Raw genomic sequence first — 12,138 nt, forward strand, 5'->3', positions numbered from 1 at the left:
AAATACTAAATTTACCCATACTCACCTACTCAACAAAACAAAAAAATAAAAACATTAAAACTAACCCTATATGGCTTTACAAACTAGCACTACAATCTACATAGCCGATAAACGACTAGACTCCTACCAAAATCTAAGGCTCATTCAAGAAATAGATGCTCACCATGATCTCGAATTGGTGTGTCGTACTGATGCAGTTGAAAAACTCTCCGAAGAACTCATTGGTGATAGTAAAGATTATCTTGGTAGTATCATTACGATACAAATTAGCGCTAATCTAGGCCTACCCAACTATAGAGAGTTAGAATTTAAAGGAATAATTACTGAGATAAAAGCTACTAGAGGTTTTGAGGAAGTACAAGGAGACTTAGTAACCCTAATTGCAAAAAGCACCAGTATACTTGCAGATAATATCAATCACTATGCTTCATATACTAATCTAGGATTATCAGATATTTTACAACAAACCTTTCAAGGATATGATACTGGTAAGCTTGGAACTCAATTTGAACCTACTTCTAGTGATTCAATTCATTATTCTGTGCAACACAATGAGAGTGATTTTGCCTACGCTAGTAGATTAGCTGCTTATCATAACGAATGGTTTTATTATAATGGCAAACAATTAGTATTTGGTAGCCCTTCTACAGATGAAACCGAACTTGTGTATGGTATAGATGTCAAAAAATTTGGTGTTCATTTACAAACCATACCAAATAATGCTACTTATTTTACCAATGATTACCTTGTCAATAGTACGCATCAAAAAAGTAGTGCAGAAGTAACTATCCCTCAAGAAGGATATCATGGCTTTATAAATAATAAATCTAAAGAAACATTTACTAAACAACGACAAATACATCATTCTTTATATAATGATAATACAACCAAGTCAAAATTAGACACACAAATTGAGCAATACACAAAAGCTCGTGCCATACAACAAATAATCTCTAAAGGTAGTAGTGACAATCCTGGAGTAAATCTTGGTGAAGTTATTAAAATCAACGGCTATGGTAGTTACCGTGTAATCAAAGTAATTCATACCAATACAGAAAATGGTGTTTATAAAAATGAATTTGAGGCGGTAGATGCCAATTTTGATGCCTACCCAAAAATGGATATAACTAGATTTCCTAAGAGTGAAGTACAAATCGCCACTGTAGTTGATAATTCTGACCCAGAAGGATTAGGAAGAATTAAAGTACAATTTGCTTGGCAAAAACCATTAGGAGAATCTACACCATGGTTACGAATGATGACACCACATGCAGGTAAAGATAAAGGGTTTCATTTTTTACCTGAGAAAAATGAAGAAGTTGTTATCAATTTTGAATCAGGTAATGCAGAACAACCTTTTATAGCAGGAACATTATATAATGGAACTGCCAAACCAAATAGCTGGCAAACAACTACAAATGATATCAAAGCGATACGCTCACGATCAGGACACACCATAGAATTAAATGATACCAAAAATGGTGAAAGTATCACCATTACAGATAAAAAAGGAAATAACCTTGTCATAGACACTGCGGGGGAAACTATTACAATCAAAGCATTAAAAAATATAAATATTACCGCAGGTGAAAACATACAGATTAATGCAGGAAAAAACATTGATATAAGCGCAGGAGGAAACATAAGCAAAAGTGCAGGAGAAGATGTATCTATTATTGCTAGTAAAGATATGCTTCTTAATGCCTCTGGGAATATGACCGAAATATCTGATAATCGCAACGATATTATTGATGAGGATTATAGTAGACAATCAGGCACTTCTGATGAATATGCTAATGAAATTTCTTTATTTAGTGCAGAAGAAAACCTTACCATGCAAAGCTCTAAAACGGTAAATATTAATAGTGCGGAAAAAAGTAAATTGTTTTAATTATGGCAATTACACGACAAGCGAAGAATTATAAAATAGAAGTTAAAGACCAATACAAATGTATCGTTGGTAAAAAGATTTATAAAAACGCCAATAAAATAATTATAGATGCCCTTAATGGGGATATGAATTTAAGTAGCAATAAAAAAGTAATCAACAATGGCGGAGCCTAAAATTAAATTCGGACATCCCGAAAATAATTCTAGAGAAAGTATACCTTCTGATTGTACTACATCCCAAAGAGTTAGACTACAAAATGAAGTAAACAAAAACTGTAAAGGTCAAATTTCAAGATGTCTAATTAGTGATCAATGCATGGTTCTCAGTGATAAAATGAAAAGAATCAACAAATGCATCCAATCAAGAACAACTATAAATGAAACATGTTTTAAAGGTGGTGATATTGGTCATATTCAAGCAGTAATACAAGCTATAAACTCTTTAATTAGGTGTCAAACTATTTTTGCAACAAATTGTAGCAAGCCAGTAAATGCCCCAGAACCAATTGACTTACCAGAACAAATGGTTCCGATTTCTAATGAAGATTTTATGGAGAAAATGACGGAAATTACTGGATTAACTGGTACTGCGTTGATTATATATTTAATAATTTCTGAAGGAACTAGGTTATTTCCTCCCAGAAACCTTATTCCAATCCCGTAATTTATTAATATGAAAAAAATAGATTTAATTATAAAAATTGAAGAAGCATTTAATCAGCAAAAATACCCTGGTGATGAAAAATTAGTATACGATAATAGTGGAAAACATCTGGAATGTATAGAGGTTAAAGAGCTTTTCAAAAATAAAAAATGGCAAGAGTTACCTAATAATTTTTTATTTGAAGCATCAACATCTTTAAATTTTTTTTCAAAAGAAGCTTTCAAATATTACTTACCGTCATTTATGATTTTTTCTCTAAAAGAATATGTAGAAGCAGATGGCATACCAGATGTTTTAGTAAACCTACTAACACTTCCTTCTGAAACAGACATAGTTTTGCTTGCAAATGCAATAAAAAAGCATAAAATTGATATGGCTATGAATAATTTGGACTTCAATAAAATTTTACAAAACAATTTAAAAAACACAGATCAATTGATTCATCAATTTTTTGAAAAGGTAAATTTATTTACTAAAGAACAAAATGAAGCAATATTACAGTTTTTACAATTTATTGATAAAAACCATTCTGATGATTTTTTTAATAATGAACCACAAACTGCTATTAATAGATATTGGTTTATTTACAATTAAAGAATTAGAGATAAACATCTTTCTAGTCAATTAATTTAAGTATATAATAATTATGAATAAACCAACTTATAATACTCTATATTACATACAACTACAGTAATAAATGATTGCATATCTAAAAGATTAGTAAAACTATTTTGAAGACAATTTACAGAACATATAAAATAAAAAATAGAGATACATTGGCGTCAATTGCTAAAGATAATGATGTTGATGTAAATGAATTGATACAATATCACAATAAACGCTCTGAAATATATGAACACATACAAGATAGATTACCTAGTTTTTTACAAGAAATAGTTTTACCCCCAAAAGGATATAGTCTTATTAATGGTAAAGAAGTATGGTTAAATAAAGAAGTTCCAGAACCTGATACCTTAAAAAAACCTTTCTATGGTGGTCTACGCATAGAAATACCAGAAAACGATTTGAATTATGGAGTCTTAAAAACCATTAAATCAGGAAAAAAAGAAAACACCATAAAATATAAACTAAGTCTTCGTTTTTATCCAGAAAATGAAGCTCTTGATTATAATTTTATATCTATAGATCTTGTTTCTAAAATCTATATAAATGACCAAGAACCTAATTTAATTGCAGATGAATTAGCAGTAGCTTGTACAGAGATATTATACCCACTAGTAGTAAAAACAGATAATAACCTCAATTTATTAGACATAGTAAATCATCAGGATATTATAAAGAGGTGGAAAAAACAAAAAACAAAAAAACTAAGTTACTATCAAGGTTCAGTTGCCGAAAAATACTTCCATCTCTTTGAGCAAACTTTATTTACCAAAGATTTATTCTTTGAGCATTTACAAAATGATTGGTTTTTCAGAGCATATTTTAATAAAATTTATACTGGATATAATGATGAATTAGAAGTAGACAATAAAATAGAATTTCCGATTTTACCCAATACAAAAAGCATACAATATACGGTTAGTAAAAAAGGAAGCAAATTTATCAAAGATAACCGTATCAAAATAGAAATTGATGGCAAATGCACAGACCCTAGAAACAAAACCGAGTTAGAAAAAAGAGCCTACTTCCCTACTTCTATAGATAGAAATCATACTCCTGTAAAAGGAAAATATAGAGCCCTTTATTTTTTAAACCCAAAAGATCATAGAATACAATCGGTATATTTATCTTGTGATTTAGATATGCCTAAAACAAAAGCAGGGATCATTACCATCTCAGAGCTAGATAATGATTCTCAAATACAACACAAACGCCATCCTAAATCTATAAAGCTTCAAGAAGAAAATAGTATCGATAAAAAGAAAAAAACATTTTGGAAATCATTGTTTTCATAAAACCAAATAATTATGAGTGAAAAACACGTTGTAGTACAAGGAGCCACCTGTGAATGTCAGCATGGATTCATGCCAGATATGTTAAAAGTTAGTTCTCATCAATATGAATATGCTAATGATAAAGACGGAAGCCAGAAACTAATCGCAACAACTTTAGAAATAGGGCAACCTTTTCAGGCAAATACTTTTGGCCAATGCAAATTGCAACCCATGGGTAGTAGCTACAAACCATGTCAACCCATGATTACTGAGTGGACAGGTTTTTATGAAGATACACTCTTAAAAAATGGAGGAAATATCATTGTAGAAGATAGCAAAGCTACCTGTGCTATTTCTGGGGCTCCCTGTGTAAAAATCACCAATCATGGGCAAATCGCAGAGCCTAGTCAGCAAAATATGGAAAATGCAGACGAAGACACTCAAGCACAATTAAATCCAATGGTGAACACAAATGATTTAAGTAATACAAACACAGAGAGTATGGAAAATGGTATTGTAGAAAACGTAAAATAAAAAATAATGGCTACAGGTGTAAAAACTATACGAATGGTTAAAGGAAAGTATTTTCCTGACAAAACACAATCCTTAACCACTAGAGTAACAATACAACCAGATCAGGAAGTAGAATTTGAAGTTGAAGAATGGTTAGAACACACTACAGAAGAAGATAAAGAAGAAGGCATATTTTGGTTACGACAAACCAATGACAGAAAAACTATCCTTTATAGAGGAAAAGGAAAAGTATACAATTTTACAATGCCAAAAAAATTATGTGGATCCTATTCATTTTATATAGAAGCCAGCAAATCTGGGAAAAGAGATTATAAGAATAATGCAGGTATATATATAAGTGGCCACACTACTCCCCTCATAAAAAAAAGTGAATGGAGAGCCGAACCCAAAGGTAGTGATATAAGAAAAAGCCCAATCTCTTATGGTGATGTTGTATATCTATGGTTAGAAACAGAAGGACTTAGTGGGGATTACATTTCTATAGAAGTGTACAACAATAGGTCGTATTTTTTTGATGATACTTTGATAGTCGAAAAAAAGAAGATAAAAGTCAATAAAGGAGAAGCACTGTACAAAATTGGTGATACAAATTTATGGATGGCCAAAGTAAAAAATAGAAATGATAATGAAGAGTTTTTTGTTAAAGTCAAAACTTCTGATGGAAAATATGTGTTAGACGATAATGGAGATGATCTTCATGCTCGTTTTTTAAGAGCAAAAGACGAGATGTCTAGCAACCTTGTACAACCCTCAGAAAATATAACTCCTACCAAAATATTTAAAGCAGAAGTAAATGCAGAAAGATTTGAACCTTGTAAGTTTAATAAATTAACACTTACCATTCCAGAAGTTAAAAAAGGTAAGCTTGAAAATAAACCTATTCCAGTATTTGATAACGGGAAAGGTTTAAAAGGAGTGAAAAATACTGATGAAAAAATTAATAGAAGTGTCCATTTTCAATTCAACGATTATAGTATTGCTCCTGATGCTCAAAAAATTCTAAATAATATTTTAGGCTTTCTTCTTGAGCATAAAGGAACAACAATTAATATGAGTGGATATGCTTGTGTTATTGGGAAAGAAGATTACAATCAAGAATTATCTCAAAAAAGAGGAGATGCAGTCAAAGATTTTTTTGTAAAAGGTGGATTAGATGGAGCACGGATAAATAGTTCAGGAAAAGGAGAATATAACATCAAAAGCCCTGATGATTATGATAAACGAAATGAAGAAGTGTATATTGACGCCAGAAGAGTTGATATATCTTTTAAATTCGCTAATCATAGTGCTAATGCCGTTGTAGTAGAAACAATTGCACCTAGTAGTCCGAAAAATACAATTCTAGATATAGAAGGTTTCAAAGTTAATGACTGTTATAGAGATAAGAACAAACACGAAAATAAAATCATTATAAATTCGCCTGACGCAGAAGTTTATAGTGGTTCTGGAACTTCTGCTGTTTTCCCTATTCAATCTACTCTTACTAAATATCATCCTGCTCCTTTACAATATATTTGGCCAAAATATAATATAGTAGAAGGTATTATGGGCAAAAGAGGCGATTCTGCAGCTGTATATAATATTCATTTACATAGTTGTAGGTATTACTCTAATAAGAAATACCCTGCTGTAAAATTAAAAGTATATCCAGATATAAAATGGACATTAAAATTCTTCCTAAACTTAACTAATGATTTAGGTGTCACATGGAAAGATCAGCCAGCATCAAAACATAAAGAATTACAAAAAAAAGCAGGGAAAATAGGAGCAGAAAACAGATGGAAACAAAAAGACGCTTCCTTTGGGTTTAGCCTAAAAAGTGAATGGGACACCAATAATTCTGGAACATATAATAGAAATGAAGAGCTAAAATTAGAATATGAAGCTAAATTCAAAAAATTATACGACCTCTTCTCCTCTATAGGCTCCATGTCTCAAGGAATTACAAAAAAGACTGGAGGTCAAATTAGAAATATCGGTTTTAAGGGAGTTCCTATGAAATTCGAAATAAAACCACCAAACCTTAATATACAAGGAATTTGGAATTTAGAAAAGGTAAATGAAAAATTAGGCACTAAAGTAGACATCTCTTTTAATGCTGAGCCATTGATTGGTTTAGAAATGACCGTAGATTTATTATGCCTAGCAGTAGGAGCTGTTGCTGGTGCTTTTACCGGAGGAACAGCATCACAGCCTGCTATGAGGCTTTATGGAGAACTAAAAGGTATTATGAATACTGGGGTTGATGTAGGAACAGATGATTTTGGTTTTAAAGCTAGCGCTGATGTTTATATAGACTTAGTAATATCTAGTACTATAAAGACCAGTGTTGGGTTTAATTTTAATACAGCTGGTAGCGTTAAAAAAGAAGATAAAGCTAAACTAGAAGTAACAAATACTTTAAAAATTGAATTAAAAGCAGGAATGTGGGTCAAGGCAGAAGCTAATTTAGTTATTGTAAAAGTTGAAGGCTATTTTGAAATGAGTGCCAAAGGTTCTGCTGCTGTAACTTTTGGTCATGGAGTCAACTATAATGATCAAGGATTATATTACACCCCAAAACTAGGATTTGATGGAATCATTGCAGAATATGTAGTTAAAGGAAAAGTTGGACTTTCTTCTAAAAAGAAAATCTTATGGGGAGGTACACCTAGCACTGATAATGAAGATATTATTTCACAAGGAAAAGCCGTTATTGTAGAACCTTTTGATGTTATCAAAAGTTTAGAAGAAACCTTTAAATTTAAAGCACAAATCCCCCTTATTAAAAACACTTAAAAATGAAAATTAAAATCGAATACTTTACATATTTTATAATGATCATACTTTTTAGTTCATGCCAATCTCAATCCAGAATAGACTTATCTGAATTAACACTATCAGAAGATTTTCTTACATTGGTACCAAAAGCAGAAAGAGCTCTTTTTTATAGTGACAAAATAGATCCTGCGACAGGAACTCCTTCATTCACAACAAATGAGGTTCAAAAGTATAGTTATAAAAATATAAAATTCGAACGACCCGAAATAGGAACGAGTCGAGTTGTTTTTTACACATATAAAGCTCTTGAAAAAGGAGGAGATAATCAGATTTCTGGACTTCATTTCAACATAGAAGGAAAAAATGAAGAACTATTTACTCTATTAAAAAAACAATATGGAGACCCAGAAGAGCTACATCCAGTACCTACAATACCCAAAGAAAGTGTATTATATGGACACAACAGCTTTGTATGGAAAGAAGATAAAACTTCAATTATTTTAGATTTCTATTATTCTAGTTTAAATGATCAACAACGTATAGAAACAGCTGTTTATATCATAAAAAATGATGCGAAAGATTTAACATTTCCTGAACGCACATCAGCAGAAAGACTAGTCAATACGCATACAAAAAAATAAATACATACATATCATGAGTATATTACCATATTATATGATCGATTTTAGTGCATCTGCCTGTATGTTTGAAATCAGAATCAATGATTACCCTGTTATTACGCAAAACATAGAAGGGCAAGTAGCTACAATGATCCCAATCAATTATGCAATATTAGAAAATGGGGAACAAACCATTTCTGCTACTATGTTACCCAATGTAGGAGAAATTCAATTACACCCAAAAGCAGATTTAAGGTTTAAAGTAATGCTATTCGATGTTACTAATGACTTCAAATTCCAAAACCAGTTTGATGAATATCAATCAAAATCTATAGGAGATCAAAAATTACCAATCATCAAAAAAAATGGAGTATTTGATGCAAAAATCCCTTATAAACTAAAAGCTTGGCAAAATGGAATTAACCTAAACGATGTTAAAGACGTTAAACAAAAATTACTTGATGCGTATTATAATCTTTCAAATAGTATTAAGAATGGTAACTATAAAATATTTCAGGAAAAAATTGCAAACAGAGAACTAAATATGGTAACCTCTATGTATTTATCTAATAAAGAAGCACAGAATAGAATTTCTGAATTAATTTCTGATTTCGAATCAGGTTTTCAAGTAATGCCTATAATGGAAGAAAGTGTTTTATTATTTATTTATTCTAATGGAAAAACAGCTGCTCTTAAAAAGCCTAATGGGGAATCAGCTTTGTATTTATTAAATAAAAAAACAAGAGAAGAATTAATGATAGATATAACTTTTTATATACCTGAGGAGAAATCTAATTTTGAAGTTATCTGACAACACTATTGTTTAGTACACCTTTATTTATATTCAAAAATAAATCATGCACGATTTTAAAAAGCCATTATATTCACTTTATTCAACATTATATTGTTCAGGTTCTATATGGGTAAATGATGTCCCTTTAATTGATTGGTATGGTGACAATACAAAAGAAGGTGGTTATGCTGGTGATGACACCATTAATCATTTATTACTTCAAAGCGGAAAACACAAAGTAGTAGGAAAAATGCTACCAAGAATAGGGCAAAAAACATTAACCGAAAAAGAAACTATGTTTATAGATTTCTATTTGGCCGAAGCAGACTTACAATTATGGAAAAGAACTAGACATAAGTTTCATCCAAAAGTAAAGTCACCTTGGAATGGACTGAGTGAAAATATAAATCACCCTTATTTTGAAATCTCTACAGAAATTGAAGTGGAACTGCCTTTTACTCTAGATGGGTGGCAAAACTCTGTAGATTTAACCAAAATAAAAGAAGATGAATTGTTTAAAGAAGTATTAAGTACTTATTATCAAATTCATGCTATTATGAAATCTCATAATGCGACTAAATTCTTAGAGTGTTCTAAAGAAAAAATGATACTACAAGAGCAAGCATTTTATTTTTCAAATGATCGAAAAAAAAGTTTCTTAGATGGCGCTACAAAACTTTTTGATCAAAAGTTAGAAATAATGCCTCTTGATCCATCTAAATTAAAGCTAGAAATTATGGGCTATGGCAAACTAGTTCGTCTTGTTCATCTAGACGGGAGCCCTGCTTTACAGTATAAAAGCCCCGATCCAAAAAATCAAGGAAATATTGAGTTTGACACAAAACTTCATATGAGAACAGAAAATCAAGGATTAACTATAATATAACAATCCTTTAATTTATTAAACCTTAATATAAAATAAATGCATCGCAGAATATTTGTAAAAAACACAATGTTAATATCGGCTGGATTGCTTATTCCTTTAACATTAACAAATTGCTCAGGTGGCACTATTTTACTAGATGATAGTATAGGTAAATCAGAAAACATACTAAAATCATTCACCAAACAAGGTGATGACTTTTTCTCATATTATACGATTTCTAAGTCAAACTGTAGTCACCCCCTATTTTCTGGGGAAGAATCTTTTATATTTTGTCAAAAACAAAAAATTATTGGTTTCACGATAAAAATGAATGGTATTACAGATATAAAAAAATACAATGAAACTTTAAATCAACTATATGGAGCTAATAAAAAGGTATATGAAAATGATTTTGGTGAAGAATACGAATGGAAAAACGAGACTAGAAAAATTATATTAAGTTATTCTAAACAAGAATCAAAAGTTCCTCAAAACACATTCTATTCTGAATCTCTTTTAAATAAAAATTTATTAATATTTTAATTTTCTTACATTTAAATATAAATTTATTATAAAATATAATGTTATTACAAACTATCCCCCCCCCTTCAAAGTAAGATATATCAACACAGGAATTGTTTAAAAACATACCAACATGACAAAGATTAAATTTGGAAACTATGAAGCCAGTAAGGACAAAACATTAGAGAGTAAAAGTATTATTGTCAATGTTTTTTTTGATGGAACCTTAAACAACCGAAACAATACGAGATCTCGTGTTGCCAGTGAGAATCGTGCAAAAGGATTGCCCTATAACCCAAATGATAATCCAGATAATTTTATCGCAGATTCAGGAGGAGATACCAGCTTTTATAACGATGAATCCAATGTTTCTCGATTAGAAGAATATGTAGTTACAGATCAGCAAGAAGTATTTTCTATATATACAGAAGGTATTGGTACAGAAGATTACCAAGAAGATGAAAGTATAGGGATGGGATATGGCTCTAGCGACCCAAATGACGAGAACATCGATACTGGAGTGTTAGGAAAAGTAAGAGTAGGATGCCAAAATATATTAGAAAAAGTAGAGCAAGTTCTAGAAAAAGTTGACTGTGCTTCTTTTACTTTCAATGTATATGGATTTAGTCGAGGTGCCGCCGCAGCACGTAATTTTGTACATGAAGTAGGAATAACCAACACCCGACCCGATGATAATAGACCGCCAGAAAATCATCCACATGGACATATAGGAGTATTATTTGCAGGAATCGATATAGTTATAGAAACTGTAAAAGTTAATTTTGTTGGCCTGTATGATACCGTATCCTCATATCATTTGAATGATTCTTATACTTTTTACCCAGATACAGATCCTAATTTTGAAAATGATGTACCAGAGTTAAATCTAAACAGTTTAGGTAGTACTAATTATACACTACACCTCACAGCTGCAGACGAACAACGTATTAATTTCTCCTTAACCGACATTAGCAGTGCAAGAAAAGGAAAAACTCTTAACTTACCTGGAGTACACTCTGATATTGGTGGTGGATATGTAGATGGCATGAACGAAAACGGGCTGATTCTCTACGATTTTGCCCACACATCCTCTGACCCTATTCGCAGAGAACGACAACGTTTTATAGATGAAGGTTGGTATCTAGATGGTGAAATTATCATAGATGAAACTGGTATAGATGAATTACTAGGTAATAGAACTAATCTATCCAATACATACAGCCACATACCCCTGTATTATATGATGAACTATTCCAAAAAAGAAGGAAAAGTAGAATTTCAAGAATCAGATTTAAAAGATGACTTCCCTCTTAATGACTTTTTAAAAAAGGTAAAAACTCGTTTGGATAAGTTTATTGATAATGGAGATGTTTTTGAATTATTACGAGATAAAGAAAATATTACAGAACATCACCCTAACTATCAAAAATTTGTAGCTGATGATGAGATGTTACGAGAATTACGAAATCGATACTTACATATTTCTCATAATTATAAAAATCTAAATGTAGGAGTACCTACAACTGTAGAACCAATGGCTCCAAGAGAAGGAGGTAGACAGATTATTTCTGGATAACTATAGCTAACAAAGT

General features: G+C 31.1%; 12 protein-coding genes. All 12 read left to right on the forward strand.

The features are described from left to right. Positions 1-70 precede the first annotated feature (70 nt). The 12 genes from DG508_RS16835 (at position 71) to DG508_RS16885 (ending at position 12,122) form a co-directional block, all read left to right on the forward strand. The gene (locus DG508_RS16835; RefSeq protein WP_108869260.1) at positions 71-1,891 is read left to right on the forward strand and encodes a type VI secretion system Vgr family protein; all 1,821 of its coding nucleotides are present in this window, start codon (positions 71-73) and stop codon (positions 1,889-1,891) included. Between the two features lie 2 nt (positions 1,892-1,893). Beyond that, the gene (locus DG508_RS21080; protein WP_158250377.1) at positions 1,894-2,064 is read left to right on the forward strand and encodes a hypothetical protein; all 171 of its coding nucleotides are present in this window, start codon (positions 1,894-1,896) and stop codon (positions 2,062-2,064) included. Further along, positions 2,051-2,554 (forward strand): hypothetical protein, encoded by a 504-nt coding sequence (locus DG508_RS16840; protein WP_103863883.1) that lies wholly within the window; start codon positions 2,051-2,053, stop codon positions 2,552-2,554. Before DG508_RS21080 ends, DG508_RS16840 begins: the two co-directional genes overlap by 14 nt. 9 nt (positions 2,555-2,563) lie before the next feature. Next, entirely contained in the window at positions 2,564-3,148 is a 585-nt protein-coding gene (locus tag DG508_RS16845; RefSeq protein ID WP_108869261.1) for a DUF6714 family protein, read from the forward strand. 137 nt (positions 3,149-3,285) lie between these two features. Next, complete coding sequence (locus DG508_RS16850) at positions 3,286-4,473, forward strand: LysM peptidoglycan-binding domain-containing protein (RefSeq protein ID WP_108869262.1); 1,188 nt, start codon at positions 3,286-3,288, stop codon at positions 4,471-4,473. A gap of 12 nt (positions 4,474-4,485) precedes the next feature. Continuing rightward, on the forward strand, positions 4,486-4,986 hold the full coding sequence (locus DG508_RS16855; RefSeq protein ID WP_108869263.1) for a DUF4280 domain-containing protein: 501 nt from the start codon (positions 4,486-4,488) through the stop codon (positions 4,984-4,986). A 6-nt stretch (positions 4,987-4,992) separates the two neighbouring features. Then, positions 4,993-7,764 (forward strand): OmpA family protein, encoded by a 2,772-nt coding sequence (locus tag DG508_RS16860; RefSeq protein ID WP_108869264.1) that lies wholly within the window; start codon positions 4,993-4,995, stop codon positions 7,762-7,764. A gap of 2 nt (positions 7,765-7,766) precedes the next feature. Then, positions 7,767-8,387 carry a hypothetical protein gene (locus tag DG508_RS16865; protein ID WP_103863888.1) on the forward strand — a complete coding sequence of 207 codons (621 nt, stop codon included), beginning with the start codon at positions 7,767-7,769 and terminating at the stop codon, positions 8,385-8,387. A 13-nt stretch (positions 8,388-8,400) separates the two neighbouring features. After that, on the forward strand, positions 8,401-9,177 hold the full coding sequence (locus DG508_RS16870; RefSeq protein WP_159090880.1) for a hypothetical protein: 777 nt from the start codon (positions 8,401-8,403) through the stop codon (positions 9,175-9,177). A 46-nt stretch (positions 9,178-9,223) separates the two neighbouring features. Further along, positions 9,224-10,045, forward strand: coding sequence for a hypothetical protein (locus DG508_RS16875; RefSeq protein ID WP_108869266.1), 822 nt, complete (start codon positions 9,224-9,226; stop codon positions 10,043-10,045). Between the two features lie 66 nt (positions 10,046-10,111). Beyond that, the gene (locus tag DG508_RS16880; RefSeq protein WP_108869267.1) at positions 10,112-10,567 is read left to right on the forward strand and encodes a hypothetical protein; all 456 of its coding nucleotides are present in this window, start codon (positions 10,112-10,114) and stop codon (positions 10,565-10,567) included. 112 nt (positions 10,568-10,679) lie between these two features. After that, on the forward strand, positions 10,680-12,122 hold the full coding sequence (locus DG508_RS16885; protein ID WP_108869268.1) for a T6SS phospholipase effector Tle1-like catalytic domain-containing protein: 1,443 nt from the start codon (positions 10,680-10,682) through the stop codon (positions 12,120-12,122). Positions 12,123-12,138: the final 16 nt, after the last annotated feature.

The sequence above is a fragment of the Aquimarina aquimarini genome, assembly GCF_900299535.1.
GTDB classification, from domain to species: Bacteria; Bacteroidota; Bacteroidia; order Flavobacteriales; family Flavobacteriaceae; genus Aquimarina; species Aquimarina aquimarini.

Excerpts from the sequence above, each read along its gene's own strand:
- DG508_RS16835 (WP_108869260.1), top strand. The coding sequence starts at position 71 with ATGGCTTTACAAACTAGCACTACAATCTACATAGCCGATAAACGACTA.
- DG508_RS21080 (WP_158250377.1), top strand. The coding sequence starts at position 1,894 with ATGGCAATTACACGACAAGCGAAGAATTATAAAATAGAAGTTAAAGAC.
- DG508_RS16840 (WP_103863883.1), top strand. The coding sequence starts at position 2,051 with ATGGCGGAGCCTAAAATTAAATTCGGACATCCCGAAAATAATTCTAGA.
- DG508_RS16845 (WP_108869261.1), top strand. The coding sequence starts at position 2,564 with ATGAAAAAAATAGATTTAATTATAAAAATTGAAGAAGCATTTAATCAG.
- DG508_RS16855 (WP_108869263.1), top strand. The coding sequence starts at position 4,486 with ATGAGTGAAAAACACGTTGTAGTACAAGGAGCCACCTGTGAATGTCAG.
- DG508_RS16860 (WP_108869264.1), top strand. The coding sequence starts at position 4,993 with ATGGCTACAGGTGTAAAAACTATACGAATGGTTAAAGGAAAGTATTTT.
- DG508_RS16865 (WP_103863888.1), top strand. The coding sequence starts at position 7,767 with ATGAAAATTAAAATCGAATACTTTACATATTTTATAATGATCATACTT.
- DG508_RS16870 (WP_159090880.1), top strand. The coding sequence starts at position 8,401 with ATGAGTATATTACCATATTATATGATCGATTTTAGTGCATCTGCCTGT.
- DG508_RS16875 (WP_108869266.1), top strand. The coding sequence starts at position 9,224 with ATGCACGATTTTAAAAAGCCATTATATTCACTTTATTCAACATTATAT.
- DG508_RS16880 (WP_108869267.1), top strand. The coding sequence starts at position 10,112 with ATGTTAATATCGGCTGGATTGCTTATTCCTTTAACATTAACAAATTGC.
- DG508_RS16885 (WP_108869268.1), top strand. The coding sequence starts at position 10,680 with ATGACAAAGATTAAATTTGGAAACTATGAAGCCAGTAAGGACAAAACA.